Annotated in this window: 24 protein-coding genes; 6 read left to right on the top strand and 18 right to left on the bottom strand. The window is 62.8% G+C overall.

What is annotated here, in order from left to right; translation table 11 throughout:
• Together JAO73_RS23540 and JAO73_RS23450 are read right to left on the bottom strand one after the other, a co-directional pair.
• Positions 1–102, bottom strand: a 102-nt coding sequence (locus tag JAO73_RS23540; protein WP_502213697.1) for a four-helix bundle copper-binding protein, incomplete at its 3' end; no start/stop codon positions are given.
• A 338-nt stretch (positions 103–440) separates the two neighbouring features.
• Complete coding sequence (locus tag JAO73_RS23450) at positions 441–677, bottom strand: arsenic resistance protein (protein ID WP_317191271.1); 237 nt, start codon at positions 675–677, stop codon at positions 441–443.
• A 196-nt stretch (positions 678–873) separates the two neighbouring features.
• On the opposite strand from JAO73_RS23450, the gene JAO73_RS22340 reads away from it, so the two are divergent.
• From JAO73_RS22340 to JAO73_RS22330, 3 genes are read left to right on the top strand one after another with little or no spacing between them, the layout of a single operon-like run.
• Positions 874–1,245, top strand: a complete 372-nt coding sequence (locus JAO73_RS22340; protein WP_198979555.1) for an ArsR/SmtB family transcription factor — start codon at positions 874–876, stop codon at positions 1,243–1,245.
• The gene (gene merTP, locus JAO73_RS22335) at positions 1,242–1,862 is read left to right on the top strand and encodes a mercuric transport protein MerTP (RefSeq protein WP_198979554.1); all 621 of its coding nucleotides are present in this window, start codon (positions 1,242–1,244) and stop codon (positions 1,860–1,862) included. The genes JAO73_RS22340 and merTP overlap by 4 nt, the downstream gene beginning before the upstream one ends.
• Before the next feature lie 10 nt (positions 1,863–1,872).
• Entirely contained in the window at positions 1,873–2,103 is a 231-nt protein-coding gene (locus JAO73_RS22330; protein WP_198979553.1) for a GDCCVxC domain-containing (seleno)protein, read from the top strand.
• A 166-nt stretch (positions 2,104–2,269) separates the two neighbouring features.
• Here the strand turns inward: JAO73_RS22330 and JAO73_RS22325 are convergent, their stop codons facing one another.
• From JAO73_RS22325 to JAO73_RS22290, 7 genes are all read right to left on the bottom strand, one after another.
• A complete protein-coding gene (locus JAO73_RS22325; RefSeq protein WP_198979558.1) occupies positions 2,270–2,524 on the bottom strand; it encodes a heavy metal-binding domain-containing protein in 255 nt (84 codons plus the stop codon).
• A 72-nt stretch (positions 2,525–2,596) separates the two neighbouring features.
• Positions 2,597–3,958: a heavy metal-binding domain-containing protein gene (locus JAO73_RS22320; RefSeq protein WP_198979552.1), complete on the bottom strand. Its 1,362-nt coding sequence runs from the start codon at positions 3,956–3,958 to the stop codon at positions 2,597–2,599.
• A gap of 19 nt (positions 3,959–3,977) precedes the next feature.
• Positions 3,978–5,381, bottom strand: coding sequence for a heavy metal-binding domain-containing protein (locus JAO73_RS22315; RefSeq protein ID WP_198979551.1), 1,404 nt, complete (start codon positions 5,379–5,381; stop codon positions 3,978–3,980).
• Positions 5,359–6,615 carry a TolC family protein gene (locus JAO73_RS22310; protein ID WP_198979550.1) on the bottom strand — a complete coding sequence of 419 codons (1,257 nt, stop codon included), beginning with the start codon at positions 6,613–6,615 and terminating at the stop codon, positions 5,359–5,361. The genes JAO73_RS22315 and JAO73_RS22310 overlap by 23 nt, the downstream gene beginning before the upstream one ends.
• A gap of 12 nt (positions 6,616–6,627) precedes the next feature.
• Positions 6,628–8,520, bottom strand: coding sequence for an efflux RND transporter permease subunit (locus JAO73_RS23295; RefSeq protein WP_198979549.1), 1,893 nt, complete (start codon positions 8,518–8,520; stop codon positions 6,628–6,630).
• Entirely contained in the window at positions 8,513–9,865 is a 1,353-nt protein-coding gene (locus JAO73_RS23290) for an efflux RND transporter permease subunit (protein ID WP_262896085.1), read from the bottom strand. Before JAO73_RS23290 ends, JAO73_RS23295 begins: the two co-directional genes overlap by 8 nt.
• Before the next feature lie 162 nt (positions 9,866–10,027).
• On the bottom strand, positions 10,028–10,447 hold the full coding sequence (locus JAO73_RS22290; protein ID WP_198979548.1) for an HYC_CC_PP family protein: 420 nt from the start codon (positions 10,445–10,447) through the stop codon (positions 10,028–10,030).
• 321 nt (positions 10,448–10,768) lie between these two features.
• Between JAO73_RS22290 and JAO73_RS22285 the strand changes: the two genes are divergently transcribed.
• Both JAO73_RS22285 and JAO73_RS22280 read left to right on the top strand, forming a co-directional pair.
• The gene (locus JAO73_RS22285) at positions 10,769–10,999 is read left to right on the top strand and encodes a hypothetical protein (RefSeq protein ID WP_198979547.1); all 231 of its coding nucleotides are present in this window, start codon (positions 10,769–10,771) and stop codon (positions 10,997–10,999) included.
• A gap of 117 nt (positions 11,000–11,116) precedes the next feature.
• Positions 11,117–12,052, top strand: coding sequence for a lipid A deacylase LpxR family protein (locus JAO73_RS22280; protein ID WP_198979546.1), 936 nt, complete (start codon positions 11,117–11,119; stop codon positions 12,050–12,052).
• A 35-nt stretch (positions 12,053–12,087) separates the two neighbouring features.
• Here JAO73_RS22280 and JAO73_RS22275 read toward each other — a convergent pair whose 3' ends face one another.
• Positions 12,088–12,780 carry a murein L,D-transpeptidase catalytic domain family protein gene (locus JAO73_RS22275; protein ID WP_198979545.1) on the bottom strand — a complete coding sequence of 231 codons (693 nt, stop codon included), beginning with the start codon at positions 12,778–12,780 and terminating at the stop codon, positions 12,088–12,090.
• A 305-nt stretch (positions 12,781–13,085) separates the two neighbouring features.
• On the opposite strand from JAO73_RS22275, the gene JAO73_RS22270 reads away from it, so the two are divergent.
• Positions 13,086–13,532 carry a hypothetical protein gene (locus JAO73_RS22270; protein WP_198979544.1) on the top strand — a complete coding sequence of 149 codons (447 nt, stop codon included), beginning with the start codon at positions 13,086–13,088 and terminating at the stop codon, positions 13,530–13,532.
• A 241-nt stretch (positions 13,533–13,773) separates the two neighbouring features.
• Here the strand turns inward: JAO73_RS22270 and JAO73_RS22265 are convergent, their stop codons facing one another.
• The 8 genes from JAO73_RS22265 to JAO73_RS22230 form a co-directional block, all read right to left on the bottom strand.
• A complete protein-coding gene (locus JAO73_RS22265; RefSeq protein WP_198979543.1) occupies positions 13,774–14,478 on the bottom strand; it encodes a DUF305 domain-containing protein in 705 nt (234 codons plus the stop codon).
• Positions 14,479–14,571: 93 nt separating this feature from the next.
• Positions 14,572–14,841 (bottom strand): hypothetical protein, encoded by a 270-nt coding sequence (locus tag JAO73_RS22260; protein ID WP_198979542.1) that lies wholly within the window; start codon positions 14,839–14,841, stop codon positions 14,572–14,574.
• A gap of 132 nt (positions 14,842–14,973) precedes the next feature.
• Positions 14,974–15,915, bottom strand: a complete 942-nt coding sequence (locus JAO73_RS22255) for a bestrophin family protein (protein WP_198979541.1) — start codon at positions 15,913–15,915, stop codon at positions 14,974–14,976.
• Between the two features lie 32 nt (positions 15,916–15,947).
• Entirely contained in the window at positions 15,948–16,646 is a 699-nt protein-coding gene (locus JAO73_RS22250; protein WP_198979540.1) for a DUF1345 domain-containing protein, read from the bottom strand.
• A gap of 48 nt (positions 16,647–16,694) precedes the next feature.
• Positions 16,695–17,894 (bottom strand): family 1 glycosylhydrolase, encoded by a 1,200-nt coding sequence (locus JAO73_RS22245; protein ID WP_198979539.1) that lies wholly within the window; start codon positions 17,892–17,894, stop codon positions 16,695–16,697.
• 206 nt (positions 17,895–18,100) lie between these two features.
• Positions 18,101–18,796, bottom strand: coding sequence for a DUF305 domain-containing protein (locus JAO73_RS22240; RefSeq protein WP_198979538.1), 696 nt, complete (start codon positions 18,794–18,796; stop codon positions 18,101–18,103).
• Between the two features lie 68 nt (positions 18,797–18,864).
• Positions 18,865–19,137 (bottom strand): hypothetical protein, encoded by a 273-nt coding sequence (locus JAO73_RS22235; protein WP_198979537.1) that lies wholly within the window; start codon positions 19,135–19,137, stop codon positions 18,865–18,867.
• 24 nt (positions 19,138–19,161) lie between these two features.
• Positions 19,162–19,992: a ZIP family metal transporter gene (locus tag JAO73_RS22230; protein WP_233169358.1), complete on the bottom strand. Its 831-nt coding sequence runs from the start codon at positions 19,990–19,992 to the stop codon at positions 19,162–19,164.
• Positions 19,993–19,994: the final 2 nt, after the last annotated feature.

Genomic DNA, 19,994 nt, shown 5'->3' with positions numbered 1-19,994 from the left:
CATCTGCACATCCTGTTCACTAAGGCAGGCAGTAGCACAATGTTCGCAGGCGGCGATGCAGGCGTTGAGGGCGTCGAGAAGGCTTTGGTTTTGAGCGTGCATGAGCAAGGAGGGTTAGATGGGTAATGGTATCTCCTGCTTTACTCCTCTTTGGAAGAGTAGTTGTGCACGATTGGTCGGCCTTTGCTGCATAATTTGTACCAATGGCGCCTGATTTTAGTGCTAGTCAGTCAGCGCGAAATCTCCAGCTACTATTACTCCTTCCCTAAAACACATATTGGCCGCGAGCAGGCTCCGCACCACAAGCTGCGAATCTGAGAAGCGACAGTAGCTCTATAATACCTTCAGAAAGGCGTTGCTGTGGCCACGCTTTGGCCCCAGTACCAGCGCCGGCACCTCTTTCAGCGGCCCATTCACGCCGGCGAAGGCCTGCCCCGAGTTCAGCCCGAACTCGCCGATGGCTCAAAAGCTAACTCAAAGTTGTTGCCGGTGGCCGTGAAGGCTATGCTGGCATTCTCGGCATAGTCTGCGCCCAAGTACTTGCCCGTCGCGAAGCTGAGCATGAACGTGATGCCGAAGTACAAGTCCAGCGGCCGGGCAATGCGTAGCAAATCGAACGGCATCTGCACGATGGTTTCGCCCTGAAGGCTGAAAATCATCACGATGGTGAGCAGCATCGCCACCAGCGTAATCGGGCTAATGGCTGGGACATCAATATATCCTAGTTCAGCAACTGCTAGTGGTACTGCTACCGCGAGGCAGGCTTGTACGCCGCTCAGCGTCCAGTTAGTGCTTGGGCTGATGTTGAAGTCATATGCCGTACTTTAGCATTTGCTTAAATACAATAGTGGATTTACTGCTCCATCTCTGTTGATGAAACCAACCCCTTGCATTCGGGTCTTTGCCGACACCAATTATATTCAGCAATGCCAACTGCGCCTGGCCCGGGTTGCCCCTACGCTTAGCTCCCTGGCCAGCGTACTGGCCTTGGCTGGTAATGAGGTACGTCTCCAAATACTCTTTCTGCTGGCCGACGAGCAACTCTGCGTGTGCGACCTATCTGATGTACTCAACATGAACATTTCGGCCGTGTCGCAGCATTTGCGCAAGCTCAAAGACGGCGGCGTGGTCACCGCCCGCAAAGTCGGCCAAACCGTGTTTTATACCCTCAGCGCCGAGCACTTGCCGGTGCTGCAGTCACTGTTGGCTCGCCTGACCACCACCCAACCCGAACCAGCCCGATGAACAACGCCCCCGCTCCGCCCTCCAAGTCCTTATTCGGCGCCGGCCTGCTGGCTGCGCTAGCTGCCTCGCTCTGCTGCATCACCCCGCTGCTGGCCGTGGTCGGCGGCCTTGGAGGCGCCGCCAGCTCCTTCGCCTGGCTCGAACCCTACCGCCTCTACCTGGTGGCCCTCACCGTGGCCGTGCTCGGCTTCGCCTGGTACCGCCAGCTGCGCCCTGCGCCGGTAGCGGCCGACTGCTGCGCCGTGCCCGCCCAACGCTCCGTCATGCAGTCCACCGGCTTTCTGGCGACGGTCACAGTCCTTGCGGCCCTGTTGCTGGCCTTTCCCTACTACGGCGAGAGGCTCTACCCCACGGCCACTCCCACCGCCCCCGTTGCCACTACCAACGGCGCCCCGGTATGGCAGACCCGCACCTACCGCATCGAGGGCATGACCTGCGAGGCCTGCGCCCATCACGTCGAGCAGGCCGTGCAGCTAGTGCCCGGCGTGCAAACCGTGGCCGTTTCCTACGACCAGGCCACCGCCCAGGTCCGCTACAATAGTACCCAAGCCCAGGCCGCCCAGGTCGAAAGCGCCATTAACAGCACCGGCTACCACGTCCAGAATCCCACCCGCTAACCGCCGCTCCATGACGCCGACCCAACCCGTCACCCTGACCTCCGTACTTACCTGCCCCGTCTGCCAGCACGCGCAAGCCGAGCAGATGCCCACCGATGCCTGCCAGTGGTTCTACGAATGCACCAGCTGCCACACCCTCCTCAAGCCGCTGGCCGGCGATTGCTGCGTGTACTGTTCCTACGGCTCCGTGCCCTGCCCGCCCATCCAGGAGCAAGGCAAAGGCGCCTGCGGCTGCTGTTAGAGTAGCCAAGAAGTAGCTGCCTTTACTGGCAACTGACCATCCACCGCTTTGACCCCATGAAAAAGCGCCTGACTACGGAAGTCAGGCGCTTTTTTGGCTGTGTTAATTCACCACGAAAGGGCCGAGCCAGAAAAGCAAAACGAGCACCAACTGATTGCCCAGGGCTTTATTTCTTCACCAGGTCCATGCCGCACTTGGGGCACTTGCCGGGCTCGTTGGCGATGACTTCCGGGTGCATGGTGCAGGTGTAGGTTTCCGCGGCCACGCCCGGTCCGGAGTTGCCGGCCGGCTTGGCCGTGCTGTCCGTAGAGGCGGTTGTAGTAGCCGTGGTGGTGGTTTCGGTGCTGCCCTTGTTATCGGAGCAGGCGGTGGTGGCGGCGAGGCTGGTGAGTGCCAGGCCTATACACAGAAGCTTTTTCATGGGGTGTGAATGGGGTGATTAAAAAACAGGGCCGGACCGCGGCCCCTAACGGGTAATTTTTAAAGTAGGAACCTACATGCTCATGCCGTTCATGCTGTCGGTGGCCCCCTGGCGCAGGGAGTATTCGCTTTGCAGCAGGTAAGCCCCGGATACAACGACTTTTGCCCCGGCCAGCAGGCCCGCCGTGATGGGCACGCTGCTGGCCGAGCCCTCGCCCGTGCTGACCTTCACGCGGCGGTACTGCCGCTCGCCGGTTTGCGTCCAGAGGTAGCTGGCATCGCCGTCCCGAATCAGGGCTTCCACGGGCACGCGCAGGGTGGTTTGAGTGGTGGTTGCCGTCGTTGGGGCATCAAGCAGTACGTTGGCCTGCGCCCCGGGCTGCAGGCGGCCGCCGGGGTTGCTTAGCTGAATGCGGGCGAGCGTGACCTGACTGCCGCCGCTAAGCTCGGGGCTGATAAAGACGACCTTGCCCCGCCGCGAGGCCGGCTCCCCAGCCACCTGCACCGTGACGGTTGTGCCCACCGGCAGCCGGGCCACGTCCGCCGGATAAAGCTGCGCTTCAACCCAGACGGTGGCCAGGTTGGTGAGGGTGACCAGGGGAGTGCCCTCGGCCACATACTGGCCCTGCACCACGTCCAGGGTCTGCACGGTGCCGGTCGTCGGGCTATAATACGTGACTACCGGGTTGGGCCGGCCCCGGGCGGCCAGCTGCTGCAGCTGACCAGTTGTCACCCCTAGCAGCCGCAGCTTCTGGCCGGTGGCTTCGGCGAATTGCCGGTAGGGACCGCCCTGCTCGCGGCTTTGGGCCTGGGCCAGCAGGTACTCTTGCTGCAGGGCCTGCAGCTGCTCGCTGTACACGGAAAACAGCGGTGCCCCCCGCTGCAACAGTTGCCCGGTTTGCCGCACGAATAAGTGCTCGATGCGCCCGGCCACCCGGCTGCTCACGCTCTCGGTTTGCAGCGCATCGGCGGTAACGGTGCCGGTGAGCACGGTGGGCGCGGTCTGTTCCGAGGGGCTGGTGCCGATTACCTGCGCGTGAATGTTGCCCAGCGTGACTTGTTGCGCGCTCAGCTTCAGGTCCGCGCCGCCGGCCACCGCGCTGCCTGCTGGCGTCGGCGACCCGGCCTGTTTCACCAGGTTCATGCCGCAGATGGGGCAGAGGCCGGGTTTGGACTGGTGGACCTGCGGGTGCATGGGGCAGGTGTACCCGGCGGCGCTGGCGGCGGGCTTTTGGGCCGCCGGGACCGTCTTTATCGCAATCAGGTCCATGCCGCAGATGGGGCACTGGCCGGGGGCGTCCGCGTGCACTTGCGGGTGCATGGAGCAGGTGTAGTACACTTTTTCCCCCACGGCCCCCGGGTTGGTGGGCTTGGTTTGCTGGCAGGCCGCGCTGCTCAGCACCACCAGCAGCACGAGCAGCCAGCGGCCAGCCAAACGCGAAAAAAGTCGTGGGCTAGTCATGGGGGGAAGTAGCTGAAGGGGACAAGGTTTGCAGGAAGCTTTCGCTGTCGACCAGGTACTGGCCGTTGGCGGCCACGTCCTCGGTCCCGTTGAGACCCTGCCGGACTTGCGCCTGCGCGGCCGTGCGCTGGCTTACCTGCACCGTAACGGGCACGAACGTGCGGCCGCGCCGCACAAAGGCCACCTGCCGGGTGCCCAGGTCCACGACGGCAGCGCGTGGCAGCCACCAGCCGTCGCCCGCTGCGCTGGTTACGCGCGCCGTGAGGCGGGTGCCGCGCCGCAGTAGGCCCCGGGGGTTGGGCAGGGACACGCGCACGGCTGGTGTGCTGGCCCCGGCCCGGTACGTGGGCTCGACCAGCTCTACACGGGCGTTCAGGGGATGAGTGGGGTCGCCATCCACCAACACCCGCAGCATCTGGCCCGGGCGGAGCTGCGCGCCCTCACCGGGCCCGGGCTGGAACAGGCCCCACACCTGCGCGGTGTTCATGACCTGAAACAGGGTCTGCCCGGTGCTCACGTAGCCGCCCTCCGGCAGGGTGAGCGCCGGGGTTTGAGTGGCAGTTGGGGCCGTTGCGGTTGCGGCTTCCGCTCCAGCGCCCATGGCCGATGCGCCGCCCATGCCGCCACCCGCTGGAGCCCCGGCATCGGCCATGCCGGGAGGGGACGGCGGCGCCAAGGGCGCCACCGCCAACGTGTTTTCGACCACATAGCCGTCGTAAGGGCTGAATACGGCCACCCGGTAGTCAGGGCGCCGGGTGCGGGCCAACGCGCCCAGCTGGCTTTCGCTCAAGCCCAGCAGCCGCAGCTTTTGCCGGGCGCCGTTCACCAAAACCGTATTGTCGGCGTCGTTGCCGAGCAGGAAGATGTACTCCTGTTCGGCCGTCACCAGCTCGGGGCTATAAATCTCCAGCAGCGGCTGGCCGCGGCGCACGGGCTGGTAGTTGAAGCGCACCAGCAGCCGCTCGATGCGGCCACTGACGCGGGCGGCCACCGCCCGGCTCCGGCGTGGGTCGTAGTCGACCACGCCGGGCAGGGTGAGCGTGTCGGCTGCAGCTCCGGGGGTGGGCCGCACCGTGGCGATGCCCGAAACCACAGACCCGTTGGGCGAGGAGACCAGGTGAGTTAAACCCGCGCCGGCCGTATCGGCAGCAATCTGGTTATCCCCCGTGGCCTTGGGCACCAGGTCCATGCCGCAGATGGGGCACTGACCGGGGGCGTTGCGCACGATTTGCGGGTGCATGGGACAGGTGTATAGCTGGGCGGCCGCCGTAGCCACGGGCTGCGCGGGGGCCTGCCCGGCCGGGCCGTGGGCCTTGCCCTTGCAGCCGGCCAGCAGCGCCAGTGCAAAGAGGCACCAGGTCGCATAGCGCCCCTTATTGCTCCAGTTCCTTGTCATAGCGCACGTGTAAGTTTAGGAGTTCGGTTTGGGTGTCGAGGTACTGCAGGCGGGCCTGCAGCCAGGTTTCCAGGGCTTCCACTACCGCCGGCAGTTGGGCGGTGTTCTGCTGATAAGCCAGCAGCGTTACCTGGTAGTTCTTGCGCAGGGCGGGCAGGATGGCCTTTTCGTAGTTTTCCACCTGCTGGCGCTTGGTGCGCAAGTCCGACTGCAGGGTGGTGATGCGGCCGGCGGCTTCGGTGAGCAGGCTGGCCCGCTGCTGCTGCACGGCCTGGGCCTCGTAGCCGAGCGCGGCCGTGTTGGCCTTGTACTCGCGGGCCGCCCACGGGGCAATGGGGATGGACACCATGCCCATGACGGTGAATTGGTTGGGCGTGACGCCAATGCCGTTCATGTGGTCGTAGCGCACCCCGAAGTCGGGCCGGCGGCGGTTGGCTTCCACGTTCTGGTTGAGGCGCAGCACGGCCAGCGAGCGGTCGAGGCTGCGCACGTCGCTGCGCCGGCGGGACAGCGCGGCCGTATCGGGATAAGGCCCCGCGAAGGCGGTGGGCAGCAGCGTGTCCACGGCAAACTCGCCTTCCGGGTCGCGGGCCATCAGGGTGTTCAGGGCAATGGTGTTCTGGCGCAGCTGCCCGTAGAGCTGCTCGTGGTCGTTGCCGTGCAGGGCCAGCCGCGCCTGCGCCTGGTAGATGCTGCCCAGGGTGCTCTGGTTGTAGGGGTAGCGGGCCTGCGCCACCTTCAGCAGAAAGGCCAGCAATTCCTCGCTTTCGTCGAGCACCTTGAGCTTCTTTTCCAGCAGAACGCGGCCGTAGTAGAGGCTGCGGGCCTGGGCGCGCAGCTGGTTGAACATGGCTGTTTGGTCGGCCTGGTCCACGGCGGCCTGGCCGGCCAGGTACTCGCGCTTGGCCCGCTGCTTAGCGGGGTTGGGAATCATCTGCTCGACGGACACCATCTGCATGCCCTCGCCCCGGCCGTTGTTCATTTCCTTGATGGGGCGCTGGTTGTAGGGCGTCATCCAGTAGCCGGCGCTTACTTTGGGCGCTTCCCAGCTGCTGGCACCCGCCACGGCGGCCTGCTTGGCCTGGGCGCGGTAGCCGTACTGGCGCAGGGCCGGGTTGCGGCGCTCCACGGCCCGCAGCACCGAATCCAGCGGCAGCACTTGCTGCGCCCGAAGCGGCTGCCCGGCCAGGAGCAGCAGGGCCGGCAGTACACAGTTTCTAAGTTTAGCTAACATGATTTCCATGGCTTAATGCTTCACGGCCAGCACGTCGAGCTTGCCGAACTTGCGGAGCTCGTACTCCTTGGTCATGAGAAAAATCAGAGGCGTGACCAGCAGAATGTGGGTCGAGGAGGTGAACACGCCGCCAATCATGGGCAGCACGATGGGCAGCATCACGTCGGAGCCCGTGCCCGTGGCCCACAGCACCGGCACGAGGCCGAACAACGCCACCGACACCGTCATCAGCTTGGGCCGCAGCCGCTTGGCCGCCCCGTGAAAGACGGCGTCGCGCAAATCCTGCTTCGTGATGGTTTCGCTGGAATTGCCCTTGGCGGCCACCAGCTGCTGCATGGCGTCGTTTAGATAAATAACCATGATGACGCCCGTTTCCACGGCCAGCCCGAACAGGGCGATGAAGCCCACGGCCACCGCCACCGAGAGGTGCACCCCGTAGAAGTACACCATGTAGGCCCCGCCAATTAGGGCGAAGGGAATGGTGACCAGACTCAGCAAGGCCTCGCGCACCGAGTGAAACGCGAAGTACAGACAGCCGAAAATAACCAACAGCACGATGGGCAGGATAAACAGCAGCGTGCGCTGCGAGCTAATCAGGTTTTCGTACTGCCCGCTCCACTCCAGGTAGTAGCCGGCGGGCAGCTTGCCCTGCAAGCTTTGCACCCGCTGCATGGCTTCCTTAACCGTGCCGCCAAGGTCCCGGTCGCGCACGTTGAAGAGCACCGCCCCGCGCAGCTGCGCGTTTTCGGAGTTAATCATCGGCGGGCCGTTCACGAAGCGCAGCCTGGCCACCGCCGAGAGCGGCACCGGGCCGTAGGCCGTGGTCTGGATGGGGATGCGGCCCAGGACGGCCACGCTGTTGCGGAAGTCCTCGGCCAGGCGCACGTTGATGCTGAAGCGCCGCCGCCCTTCCACGGTGGTGGCCACGGGCGCGCCGCCGATGGCCGTTTCCACCACCTCGTTCACTTGGTCCACGCTCAGGCCGTAGCGTGCCAGCTGCGGGCGGTCGATGTCAATTTGCAGGTACTTGCCGCCGGTGATGGGGTCCACGTACAAATCCTGCACGCCGGGTACGCCGGTGAGCGCGGCCCGCACCCGCTGCGACACCTGATAGATGGTGTCGAGCTGCTGGCCGTACACCTTCACGCCCACGTCGGTGCGCACGCCGGTGCTCAGCATGTTGATGCGGTTGATGATGGGCTGCGTCCAGCCGTTGACCACGCCCGGAATCTGCAGCTTCTCGTTGAGCTCGGCAATGAGCTTGGCCTTGGTCATGCCGGCGCGCCACTCGCTGCGGGGCTTGAGCTGGATGATGGTTTCTATCATGCTCAGCGGGGCGTTGTCGGTGGCCGTGCTGGCCCGGCCGGCCTTGCCGAGTACCCCCGCGACTTCGGGCACCTGCTTGATGATTTTGTCCTGCACCTGCAGAATGCGCTTGACCTCCGTATTCGACACGTCGGGCTGCGTGATAGGCATGAACAGAATCGAGCCCTCATCAAGCGGGGGCATGAACTCGGTGCCGAGGCTCAGCAGCAGCGGGATGCTGACGGCCAGCAGCGCCAGGTTGATGCCGATGGTGGTTTTGCGCCAGGTCAGGCACCAGTTGATGAGCGGGGCGTACACTCGTTCCAAGCCCCGGTTGATGGGGTTCTGCTCTTCGGTTTTGAATTTGCCCTTCATGAAAAAGGACAGCAGCACCGGGGCCAGCGTCACGGCCAGCACCGCGTCGATGAGCAGGATGAAAGTCTTGGTGTAGGCCAGCGGGTGAAACAGCTTGCCCTCCTGCCCGGTGAGCAGAAACACCGGCAGGAAGGAGGCCACGATGATGATGGTGGAGAAAAAGATGCCCCGCGAGACCTGCTGGCTGGACTTCTCGATGATGGCGAGGCGCTCGTCGTTAGTCATGGGGGACGGGTTCAGGGGTGGAAATGGGGGCGGCGGGCACAGGCGATGAACCGGGCGGCCCGGCCGCCGCGGCTTCTTCGGCCGCCTGGTGCAACGCTAGGTTGCGGTAGGCATTCTCCGCCATCACGATGCCGTTGTCGACGATGACGCCGATGGCCAACGCAATGCCGGTGAGCGACATAATATTGGAGGAGATGCCGAAGGCGTTGAGCAGAATGAAGCTCGCTGCGATGGTAATCGGGATTTGCAGCAGAATGCTCAGGGCGCTGCGCCAGTGGAAAAGGAACACCAGCACCACCAGCGACACCACGGCCATTTCCTCTAGCAGCGTGTGCTGGATGTTGGCCACCGACTCCTCAATCAGCCCGCTGCGGTCGTACACAATGTTGAAGGACACGCCCGCCGGCAGGCCCTTGGCTACTTCGGTCATCTTGGCTTTGACGCGGGTTATCACGTCGTCGGCGTTCTCGCCGTAGCGCATCACCACGATGCCCCCCACGGCCTCGCCCTCGCCGTTGTGGTCGAAGATGCCCAGGCGGCTTTCGCCCGTCATCTGCACCGTGCCCAGGTCCTTGAGGCGCAGCGGCACCCCGCCGGGGCGGGTGAGCACGGGCACGTTTTCCAGCGTGGCCACGTCCTGGATGTAGCCGCTGGTTTTGATGATGTAGCCGATGCCGGCCTGCTCGAACTTGCGGCCGCCGGCCTCGTTGTTGTTGCTGCGCACCGCGGCCAGCACCTGCGGCAGCGTCACGTTGTAGTAGGTGAGCTTGGTGGGGTCTACCGTCACCTGGTACTCGGGCTGGAAGCCGCCGAAGCTGGCCACCTCGCTCACGCCGGCCACGGTTTGCAGGCCGAACTTGACGTACCAGTCCTGCAGGGCGCGCTGCTCGCCCAAATCCAGCTTGGGCGCGTTGAGCGTGTACCAGAGCACGTGGCCCACGCCGGTGCCGTCGGGCCCCAGGGTGGGCGTGATGCCGGCCGGCAGCAGGCGCTGCGCATAATTAAGGCGCTCCAGCACCCGCTCGCGGGCCCAGTAGATGTCGGTGTTGTCGTTGAAGATGACGTACACGAAGCTCATGCCGAACATGGAGGCGGCGCGCACGGCCCGCACCTGCGCCAGGCCCTGCAGGTTGGTCACCAACGGGTAGGTCACCTGGTCTTCGATAATCTGCGGGCTGCGGCCCATCCACTCGGTGAAGACGATGACCTGGTTTTCGGACAGGTCGGGGATGGCGTCAATCTTACTGGCCCGCACCGACAGCGCGCCCCACACGAGGAGCCCGGCGGCGACCAGCAGCACCAGCACCCGATTCCGTAGGGAAAAGGAAATGAGTTGCTCTATCATGTAGAATACAGCACTTTAGGGAGAAGCGTCAGCGAACCGGAAACCCAGACAGGGACATCGGCAGGCATAAAGGCCCGGACGCGGGGGCAGTCCGACCACGCGGGATTGGACGCACCAAAGCCCCAGCGCCGGTCGGCGTGGGGAGCAAGGCAACCCGTGAGGCTAGATTAGAAAGGCATGCCCGCGCACGTAGGCTGGGCATTCAGGTGGCGGGGCCGCGTGGGCCAGCAGGCTGGCGGCCGGCTCATCGGCCGGGTAGATTACTTGCGTCAGCTGCCATACCAGGCGCAGCACGGCCGGGGCGGGAACTGCTTCCGGGGCCTGCAGCTTGAAGTGGGCGGCCGAAAGCTTGATGTCCTTGAGCGCGCTGCTCACCTTCTGGTCGTGGCAGCAGCGCCCGGCAGGCTTGCCCGTATCCCGGCAGCAGCAGTTGGTGTCACCATCCTGCTTAACGGAAACCGCCGTCAACTCCTGCCCACAAAAGTGCATGCTGTACACAAGCCCGGGGCTGGACAGCAAGTAGCTAAAGAGCAGAAACAGACTGACAAAACGCTTCACGCGGCGTGCGCCCGGTTTGGGCATAGTGGTGTGCAAAGTACGGGAACCCCGGCCAGAGGTTTTTACTAGGATTTCACCTGAATGATGCAAAATTCCTCAGCGGTTAAGGAAGGCCGGGTTTGGGTGGCCGCCAGGCTTACCACGAGTAAGTTTGACTCATCAGCACGAGTACCCCGGCAAGTAGGTATAATCCAAATCGTTGAAGTTTGTGGGCGGGTTTATGATATTGACACATGCCGTTTTAACATTGCCTGGCTAAGTTCCGTTGCACAAACTCCTACTGCCTTATAATGTGGGCATTAATGCCAATCCATGATGTCCTTTCCCGAAAACGATGCTGTAGGCATGACGCAGCTGGTACGCTACGTGCTTACTATTGATAACATGTGCGCCCCGCACTACATTATCTGGGTCTGCGAGCAGCTAGTGGGCTTAGGCCTAGTGGTAGACCACGTGGCCGTCGGTGAAGCAGAAGTGGTTACGGCCCACGTCAATGCCCCAGACCTAAAAGCCATCCAGGCAGTACTGGAAGCCGGCGGGTACCAACTGGGTTGGACCGTCACTAAAGTGGGCTAAGCATGCCGTTTCGGAAGTCAGTGGCAACCCGCTTACCCGAGTAAATGCGTAGGTGGAGAGTCTTTACGCCCTCTGTTTATGCGCATTTGGTCTGCCCTTGCTCCGTTTTTAATAGGATTGCCCCTCATCGCTTCGGCCCAGCCAGATAGCACCCGGGTGAGCACCGACCGCCTCATTGGCTACTCGTTCGCCAACGATGCCTTTCTGCGTACGGACTACTACTACACCCAAGGCATGACGCTGCTGCTGGTGAGCCCCGCGCTGCAGCGCTCCCCGGTGAATCGTATTCTCGGGCCGGTGCCAACAGGTAGTATCCTGCACCATGGCATCCAGCTGCACTACGACGGATTTACTCCGCTGCGCATTCAGGACGCCTTTATCCGCCGGGGCGACCGGCCCTACGCCTCCTACATCTACGCCGACCTGTTGCGCGTGGCCACGCACCCGGCGCGCCGCCTGCGGGTCACTACGGCCCTGAATGTAGGCATCCTGGGGCCGGCTGCGGGCGCCAAAGGCTTCCAGACCAAATTCCACGAGCTGCTGGGTGCCCCCACGCCGCGCGGCTGGGACTACCAGGTGCAAACCGACGTGGTGCTGGGCTACGAGGCCCGGGTGGAAAAGCAGCTGCTGACGCTGGGCCCGGTGGCCGAATTCAACGGGGCCGCCAGTGCCTCACTGGGGACGCTGCAAACCAACCTCGGGGCAGGAATGACCCTGCGCATAGGTCTGCGCCAGGCAACTTTTGAAAGCCTGGGCGTCGCCAATCGAGCCAACCGGTCTGGCCGGCGGCGGGTACAAGCCTACGGCGAGGCGCAGGTCGAGGGCCGCTTAGTCGGCTACAATGCCACCCTGCAAGGTGGGCTCTTCAACCGCCGCAATCCCTACGTGCTGCCGCCGTCGGCCGTAAGCAGAACCGTAGCGCAGAGCACCGGCACGCTGGGCCTGGGCTACGCGGGTGTGCGCGTGGAAACGGCTCTTACGTGGATTTCACCGGAATTCACGGGCTCCCGAACCCATCGGTGGAATACTTTCACCATCCGAATAGCGTTTTAAAGCGCGCCGGGCGCCGGGTTCTTCGGCGATTATTTCTACGACGAAAGCCTTCCCAACAGTTCGCTGGCCGCCAACTCATCCAGATACGGGGAGTTATAGCCTGCGTCCGACTTGTTGATGAACAGCGCGGCGCCATTCTTCAGCGTGTTGATGATGGGCTCATAGAGGTCCATGGGCAGGGCCGGGCAGCCCTGGCTCCGGCCGAGCCGGCCGGTTTGCTTGATGACGGACTGGCTCACGTAGGCGGCTCCGTGCACCACAATGGCGCGGGCCGCCGCGTTAGAGTTGAATCCTTCATCCAAGCCGGTTAACCGTAGCGAGCGGCCGTGCTTGCCCACGTAGGTGCTCCCCGTGACATAGAAGCCCAGGCTGCTCATATGGCTGTTGTTCATGTTTGAGAACTGCGTAGCCTCCCGCTCGCCCGAGTTGTTGCCGTGCGCCACCAACGTGCGAAACAGTACCTGGTTTTTGGCCAGGTCCAGCACCCAGAGACGCTTTTCGGTGGAGGGCAGATCGAAGTCGATTACGGCCAGACGCGGCGGCCCCGCCGGGGCTTTGCCCTGTTGGCGCAGGTTCAGGTAGCCGGTCAGCGCCCGCTCGAATACGGCGAGCCGCAAGCCCTGCTGCTCGGCGCCCAAGGCCACGTATTGCTGGCGTACCTGCTCATCGAAGGTGCTGACGTGGCCGGCAGGAGTCACCGGCGCGGATGAGGCCACTGAATCACGCATCGGTAACGAGACAGTTACCGGGGAAGTGGCCGTTGCTGCCGGCTTGATGGGCGCAGAACAGGCCGTTGCCAGCCATAACGTCGCCAGCAAAGGGAAGATAAGAACGGCCCGGTGGCTTAACGGAAGATGGGGAAGAAAGCGGATGTTGTTTTTCATGAGCAACCGGGAAAAGAAAGCAGCATTTGTGGGCGTTATCCAAAAAGCACACCATCTTTAGCCCACCCCTGTATCCGATTGCTGCTTTCCTTCGCCCTGGTTTTGCCAGGCCAGCTCCACGGTCTTTGTTATCCCTAAGCCCTGCCTGCGTGAGTAAAAACGCCGTAGTAAAACCGCCCGCCCAGTTGTTCGACCTGCTGCTGGAACTGCTACTCGCTCAAGACATGCCACAGCCCCTAGTCGCTAGCCGGCTGAAGCCATTTATTCAGGCTTCCCGCCTGGTGCCTGAGCAACTGGGCCGCACCTACCTTATCCTGCAGGGCGCGGGCTTTCAGCTCACGGCAACCTTTGAAAAGCCATCCTTTCGGCTCTACCAAGTCACTGCCCGGCTAGCGCCCGAAGTCTTTGCCCACATGAAAGAGCACGCCCAGGCGCTCACTCCGGGGCCTGAAGTAGCCGTTAGCTGGAAAAATCAGTGGTTGGGCCTATGGCCCAAGCTGACGGTGCAGCCCCATTCCAACCCGCAAAATGGGGTCAGTGCCCGGTTCATGGGGTGGCTGCCAGCTCAGAAATTCATTGTGCTGACTCGGCTGTAAGGCATCACGCGGACCCGGAGGAACCCCGGATGTTACTGGCCGTAGAGCTGCCCCAGTAGTACTAATATGCCTACTGCCAGATAGATGCCCATGCGTTGCAGCTTCTGCGCCGGTTTATGGTGTTCACACATACCGCCTGAACACGCGGTTGGACCTTTGCGTTTCATGGCTCCTGCACCCCAGGGGTGAGCAGCAAATTGCGCGAGCTTGTTCGGACTGAGAATCCTGAGCAGGCTCGAAGCTAGCGCGTCGTATCTGCCGCCTGTTGCCAGGCTTTAACAGCCTGCCACTCCTGCTGCTGGGCCGCCGCCCATTGCTTGGCCAGGGCTTTTTGCTTGGCTTCCCGGCCGTAGCGTAGCTGGGTTCGCGCGAGCAACAGCCCGCTTTGGTAATAAAGGCCCAGAAAGGCGGCGAATTCCTGGTCCGGACTGCTGTCCTTAACCGGGGTCGCAAGGGTGCGCCGAACTCGCTGCAGGACCTGCTGTAGTGCCCGGGCCCGAGTGGGGGCAGTGGCCCGAAAGTCGGCTCCGGGGCTGTGCTGATCTAAGTCGAGCTTGCTAAGCTGCGTCAGGTTGCGCTGGCTGCGGTGGCGTAAGGTATCGGCCACCAAGCGTAGCTGAGGGTCTTTCCCTTCCCGGAGCTGCGCTTGCGCCAAGTCCAATCCACTGTGATGGTAGACTTCCAGCAAATGAGTGAAGATGTGGTCGGGGTTTTCAACGGGGTTATTGTCCAGCACGCCCTCGCGCAGGGCGGCGACAATGCGGCGCGGCGTATTGGGGTCGCTCGGGGCATCGGCGTGCGTGAGTGGCTCGCGTATGTCGCCATGCGCCGGGGGCAGGACCGGCGCGGACTTCGTGGCCTGGGGCACTGGTTTGGAATCGCAGCCACCCAGAGCAAGCAGACCAAGGACAATAAAAAAAGTAAGGGAGAGCAAGCTATAGCGCATGGTGCAAGTACGCAAGGGGGCCACCAAAAGCCGATGGCTGCCGTTTAAGCCAAAAAAGCCCGCCTTTTCCAAGGCGGGCTTTTTGTAGCCGATTTACTGACCGGCCCCCGGCTGCTCGTGGGCGTGCAGGGGCTCGTTGTGGCCATGTTCATGCGAGTGGTGCAGGGCTGCTTCCTCGGCGTGCTTCTGCGCGTGGGAAGCAAAGCCGTAGGCGGTGTAACCATGATGGGCCGCCTTTTCGTGGTCGCCTTTTTTCAGGTGCTCGGCCGCGGCCCGGTGGTTTTGCAGCGCGTGCTGAAAGTAATGCGCGGCCTTTTCGTGGGCCTCGATGATTTTCTGGTGCTCTTCAGGGTGGTCAGCCATGGGTAGTGGGGTTAAGTGGTAGAGCAATAGAAACGGTTGTGCGCAAGATAGGTTGGCTACTGCCCAGCCCCATGCCGAACCCGGGGAGCAGACGATGAGCCCCTAGCCTAAAGTATTGTTTGATGGGCTCGATTAATACAACACTCCATCTACGGGCTGCTTAGGGGCCGGCAGCTCGGTTTCACCCAGCATCTGGCGCAGGTCGATTTCGATGCTGCGGCACAGGGCAGTCAGCGGCACGTCGTTCATGCGGTTCTCGAACGGGTCCTCGCTGATGTGGCCCACCAGCTCGATGGTGACGAATACCCAGGAGACGAGCACCGCAAAAGGCACCGTGAGCCAGTAGTGGCCGTGGCCCAGCTTCTCGAACTCCCCCTGGATGCCCAGGGGCAGCAACGCGATAAACAGCCATACGAACACTACGCTGGAAAAGGCATACTGGCGCGGAAACGGCGTATTTTTGATGCGCTCGCTGCCGCCCTGCAGGTTGGTCAGCTCGCGCAGGTCTTCGATCAGGGTGTAGCGTTGCAGGTCATCGAACAGGCCGTCGGCGTCCTGCAGGGCCTGGCTTTGCCGCAGCAGCAGCTGGGCAGGCGGGTTCACCGTCGTGCGCAGGTAGGCGGATTCGGCCGGGTCCAGGAACGGGGCCACGGCCTTGTCCCACTGCTCTTTGGTTTGGCGGCGCAGATGCAGGCGCAGGGCATTGGCCCAGGCAATCTGCCGGTACACCAGTTGGCGCTGATAGGCCACGCGCTCGGGCGTGCGGGGCACCTGGCCGGCCGGCCGGGTGTTGGCCAGCACCAGCATGGTCCAGTTGCGGCTGCGGTTAACGATGCCGCCCCACAGCTGGCGGGCCTCCGAGAAGCGGTTGTAGGAGCTACTGTTTTTAAAGCCCACGTAAAACGACACGGCCACCCCGAGAATGCTCACCAGCTGCCACGGAATGTCCAGCCAGGTCATCTTCAGCGGGCCGTGAAGCACGGCCAGCGTCAAATCATACACGATAAATATCAGCAGGTCTTTCCAGGAGTAGTTCCAGATGACGCGCCAGTGGATGTGCTTTTGAACGTACATGCAAACAGGATAGGGGTGAAGCAACCGGCGCGTTACAAGAGCCCGGCCAGCAGGTTGATGGTCAGCGCCACGATGCTGGTGTTGAAGGCAAAAGCCAGCAGGCCGTGCAGCATCACCAGGCGCCGCATACGGGTGGAGGATACAGCCACGTCGGCGGTCTGGGCGGTGGAGCCCACCACGAAAGCGAAATAGGCAAAGTCCCAGTACGAGGCTGGGGGCGCGCCCGGAAAGTCCAGCCCACCCAGGTTATCGGGCGGGTCGGTAGTGGTGTCCTCGCTGAAGTACACGTGGGCGTAGCGCAGGGCAAACACGGAATGCACCAGCAGCCAGGCTCCCACCACGGCCCCGGCGGAAAGCAGCACGTGATAGGCGGCCTCGCGCTGGCTAAGGGAAGGCAGGTTGCTGAGCAGCAGCACCACGGCTCCCAGAGAGGCGGCGCTACCCACCAGCACCGCCACAAAGGCCCAGGTCCGGCCCGGGTCCTGGCGGTTGGCCAGCCGGCGGATGTGGGCCGCGTCAGCCTGGTGGGTGCCGGCCCAGATCAAGGCCAGGATGCTCAGGCAGAACAAATCCCAGGCCGCCACCAGCCGTGTGGCCGGTAATATGGTACCGGGTAGCAGCGCCCACCCTACCCCCGCGACGGCCGCCGCGGCAAGCAGGCGTTGGCGGGCCGTGAGGTTAAGCAGGTGTAGCAGCAGGTGGCGATGGGGAAGGAAGCGGGCTTGTGGCATGGGCCAGGGGATTGCCGACCAGAAAGCCGGGCACTTCAAAAGAAAAACTTAGTAGTTGATGTGCACGCCGTAGCTCTCGTCCACCAGCACGTCTTTCCACTGGGCAATGAGCCGCTGGTAGGCCCGGCCCACGGGCCGCATCTTGCGGTCCAGGTCGTAGAGGCCCAGCGGGTTTACGCGGCCGTTGTTTTCGCGCAGGGCCGTATCCCAATCCACCTGATCGAGCAGGGAGTACCACGTAAAGCCTACCAGGGGAATGCCGTCCTGCTTGAGGCGGTAGGCATTGGCCCACTGCCGCCAGAGCCAGCCCACCGAATCAGGCTCCCACATATTGGTTTCCGTGTGCATCAGCGGCATGCGGTAGCGGTCGTAGTACTGCTTGGCAATGACGTAATAGCCAAACACGTCGCCGGCCGGGTAGGTGCTGCCGTCGGCGCGTACCATGCGCTCGTTGGTGCGGTAGTAGTCCGTCCCCATGATGCACTTGGCCTTGATATTCTGGTCATCAAACCAGTGGTACTCTTCGTCGGTCATGCCGTTTTTGAGCAGGTACTCGTACATCGCCACGCTCACGGGGTAGCCGTAGGTCAGGTCCAGGCTCAAAAAGCGCTTTTGGTTGAGGAAGTTGGCCAGGGGCCGCGCGGCCGGCGTTTCGGGATGGAAGTACTCGGCCGACTCACTCTGAATAAAGGTGGCACCCGGCTGCACGGCCAGAATGGCCTGCATGGCCAGCACGCCCGCACGGCACACGTGCTTGAGGGCCGTCACAAAGGCCTGGTCGCTGGCCAGGCACTCATTCCACCAGCCGTACTGGGCCGAAAACATGACCGTGACGAAGATTTCGTTGATGGGCGTGTAGAACTGAAGATCCGGAAAGCGCGCGGCAAAGGCCCCGGCGTAGGCAGCGAAGTGCTCCGGGAATTCCGGGTTCTGAAAGTTGCCCAGCCAGTCGGGCAGGCCGAAGTGCAGCAGATCCACAAGCGGCGTGATGCCCAGCTCTTTCAGATGGGCAAACGTCTCGTCGGTAAAGGCCCAATCGTACTGGTTCGGCCCCAGGTGCACGCGGTAGTACTGCGGGCCGTAGCGCAGAAACTCGATGCCCATTTCCTTGACCAGGGCGAAGTCTTCGCGCCACCGCTCATAATGACCGGTTTTGGCCAACTCGTCCACTCGGTGCGTGGTGCCGTCGGGGAGCTTGATGGTGGGGTAGCTGTTTTCAATGCCGGTGGCAAACATGAACGCACTCATACGCGGGGGAATAAGAGATGAGGAGGGTGGAAAGCGTGGCCGCCGGCTTTTTTCAAGCAGGGCTACGGTTTCGGCAGCCGTAGCGGCATCCCGGTCCAGGAACACCATGGTGCTGCCTCAGCAGGCCAGTAGCCGGCAGGCGGCACGCCCAAGGCTGGCGCCTACCGCTCACCAGGCATATCTTGTCCGTAAAGCGCATGGGGTTCTTAGTGAGAAGGGGTGGTATGAGTCGATGACCACGCTTGCACCTGGTGTAAATGCAAGCGTTGGTCGTGCACAAAGCGGTGGGCAAAGGCAATCAGGGATGGGTCGCTGCCGTGGGCAATACCATCCTCAGCCAACAGCAGCCCGAGTTGCAGATGCGCTGTCAGGCCGGCGGCAAAGTCCGCATCCGGGTTACCGGTAACGGCAGGCGGATAGCGCGCTGCCGAGTCCAGTGCAGCCTGTTGGTCACGGGTGAACTCCTGATAGTAGAGGTTAGCCTCTTCGGAGGCATTGCCGTGAGTGCGCCCGGCCAACGTACCTAATGCGACTTCCTCCCGTTGCCGCTCACGCCGTAGCGTATCCGCCAGCGCCCGCAGGACCGGATCTCGACCGGTGCGCAGCTCCAGCGCCACCAATTGAAGTGTTCCGCGGTAGTGTTCCTGCAGCAGCGAGGCCATGTCATGGTCAACGTTGCCCGAAGCCGTGAGGCTGCGCAGGCGTTGGTGCGTTTGTCGTACTACTTCTAACGCAGAAGCCACTGGCACACCTCGCGGGCTCACCACACCTTTTTCTGCCGGTACGGGAGAGGGCTGGGTTTGATGCAAATCAGCTGTATGAGGTACTTCCTGGCTCGGCTCTCGGCAGGCGGCGAGCAGCTGTAATGCACCTAAGCCCAAAAACAGACGGTGTAGTAACATGATAGGTCCTGTTAAGCAGCTGAATGTCTAGGACCTTACTTACAGAAGCAAGACAGGCCAGAAAAGCCTCAATTCAGGGTGGTACGCACAATGTTGCTGTGGCCCTCGAACGTGTCCTGCTGGGTGAAGTGCTGCACGTGGTATTCCAGGGTGGTGCCGGCCGCAAAGGGCTCCGTGTCGATGAAGGGGGAGCGGGCGTTCGTTGCCACCTGCTGCCAGCCGTCGCCTTCGGCCACCACCCGGCGGTAGACGTGCACCTTCTCCAGCATTTCTTTGGAAAAGGCAAGGTGCCGGCCCGCCGGCACCAGCGTGAGCTCAATCAGAAGCTTATGGGAGGTCATGGATAATGTTAAATTAGGATGGCTCTACACGAGCATGCCCAAGATGAGAAACACCAGGAAGCCGAGGAAAAACGTGGAAGTCAGCCAGGGTGACTCCGGCTCCTCATGCGCTTCGGTCAGCAATTCTTCGGTTACCAGAAACAGCAGCGCGGCCAGCCCAAAGGAGAGGACTAGCTCCATCACGTTGTCGGAGGCCCCTTTCAGCACCGTAATGCCGATGCCGGCACCCAAAACCAACAGGGCCGAGAGGGCAGCCACGATGCTCACGGTGCGGGTTTTGGTTTGACCCTCCTGCCGCAGCTCCACGGCCGTGGCCAGGCCCAGCGACAGTACTTCGATGGTGAGGGCGATGGCCAGCAGCATCCCTTCCTCGGCCCCGGCCGCGAAGCCGATGCCCAGCAGCAGTCCGTCGATGAGAATGTCGATGCCAACGCCCGTGAGCAGGCCCATGGGTAACGCTCCAGGCGCCGGGGTGGGGTTCGGTTCGGCTTGCGACGCCCACAGCACGCCGGGCGGCAGCGAAGGCGTAGGTACGGCTTTTTCCTTTTCTGCTGCCTTGCGCGTCAGCGAGCGCAGGGCCAGCATGACCCCCACGCCAATGGCGAAGCCCAGCCCTACTTCCAGGGGCCGGTGCCGGGCCACGATATCGGGCAGCAGCTCAACAGCCACGACGGAGAAGACTACCCCGGCCGCGAAGTGTAGAATGGCGCTGCGAATGGCGGGGCCCGGCGGGCGGATAATGGCAATCACGGCCCCTGCCACCATAACGGCGGCAGGCACCAGGGCGTAGAGCAGCACCTGAGTCCAGGAGGGTGTTACGTCCGGCGTCACGGCAAGTAAGATGGCTGGTAACATAC

It is taken from the genome of Hymenobacter miniatus, from assembly GCF_016427455.1.
Lineage (GTDB): Bacteria > Bacteroidota > Bacteroidia > Cytophagales > Hymenobacteraceae > Hymenobacter > Hymenobacter armeniacus.
The sequence above is the reverse complement of the archived record's forward strand: the minus strand, read 5'-3'. Positions and strand labels throughout refer to the sequence as shown.

Coding starts and splice junctions, on each gene's coding strand:
- JAO73_RS23450 (WP_317191271.1), bottom strand. CDS start 677: ATGCTGCTCACCATCGTGATGATTTTCAGCCTTCAGGGCGAAACCATC.
- JAO73_RS22340 (WP_198979555.1), top strand. CDS start 874: ATGAAACCAACCCCTTGCATTCGGGTCTTTGCCGACACCAATTATATT.
- merTP (WP_198979554.1), top strand. CDS start 1,242: ATGAACAACGCCCCCGCTCCGCCCTCCAAGTCCTTATTCGGCGCCGGC.
- JAO73_RS22330 (WP_198979553.1), top strand. CDS start 1,873: ATGACGCCGACCCAACCCGTCACCCTGACCTCCGTACTTACCTGCCCC.
- JAO73_RS22325 (WP_198979558.1), bottom strand. CDS start 2,524: ATGAAAAAGCTTCTGTGTATAGGCCTGGCACTCACCAGCCTCGCCGCC.
- JAO73_RS22315 (WP_198979551.1), bottom strand. CDS start 5,381: ATGACAAGGAACTGGAGCAATAAGGGGCGCTATGCGACCTGGTGCCTC.
- JAO73_RS22310 (WP_198979550.1), bottom strand. CDS start 6,615: ATGTTAGCTAAACTTAGAAACTGTGTACTGCCGGCCCTGCTGCTCCTG.
- JAO73_RS23295 (WP_198979549.1), bottom strand. CDS start 8,520: ATGACTAACGACGAGCGCCTCGCCATCATCGAGAAGTCCAGCCAGCAG.
- JAO73_RS23290 (WP_262896085.1), bottom strand. CDS start 9,865: ATGATAGAGCAACTCATTTCCTTTTCCCTACGGAATCGGGTGCTGGTG.
- JAO73_RS22290 (WP_198979548.1), bottom strand. CDS start 10,447: ATGCCCAAACCGGGCGCACGCCGCGTGAAGCGTTTTGTCAGTCTGTTT.
- JAO73_RS22285 (WP_198979547.1), top strand. CDS start 10,769: ATGACGCAGCTGGTACGCTACGTGCTTACTATTGATAACATGTGCGCC.
- JAO73_RS22275 (WP_198979545.1), bottom strand. CDS start 12,780: ATGCGTGATTCAGTGGCCTCATCCGCGCCGGTGACTCCTGCCGGCCAC.
- JAO73_RS22265 (WP_198979543.1), bottom strand. CDS start 14,478: ATGCGCTATAGCTTGCTCTCCCTTACTTTTTTTATTGTCCTTGGTCTG.
- JAO73_RS22260 (WP_198979542.1), bottom strand. CDS start 14,841: ATGGCTGACCACCCTGAAGAGCACCAGAAAATCATCGAGGCCCACGAA.
- JAO73_RS22255 (WP_198979541.1), bottom strand. CDS start 15,915: ATGTACGTTCAAAAGCACATCCACTGGCGCGTCATCTGGAACTACTCC.
- JAO73_RS22250 (WP_198979540.1), bottom strand. CDS start 16,646: ATGCCACAAGCCCGCTTCCTTCCCCATCGCCACCTGCTGCTACACCTG.
- JAO73_RS22245 (WP_198979539.1), bottom strand. CDS start 17,894: ATGAGTGCGTTCATGTTTGCCACCGGCATTGAAAACAGCTACCCCACC.
- JAO73_RS22240 (WP_198979538.1), bottom strand. CDS start 18,796: ATGTTACTACACCGTCTGTTTTTGGGCTTAGGTGCATTACAGCTGCTC.
- JAO73_RS22235 (WP_198979537.1), bottom strand. CDS start 19,137: ATGACCTCCCATAAGCTTCTGATTGAGCTCACGCTGGTGCCGGCGGGC.
- JAO73_RS22230 (WP_233169358.1), bottom strand. CDS start 19,992: ATGTTACCAGCCATCTTACTTGCCGTGACGCCGGACGTAACACCCTCC.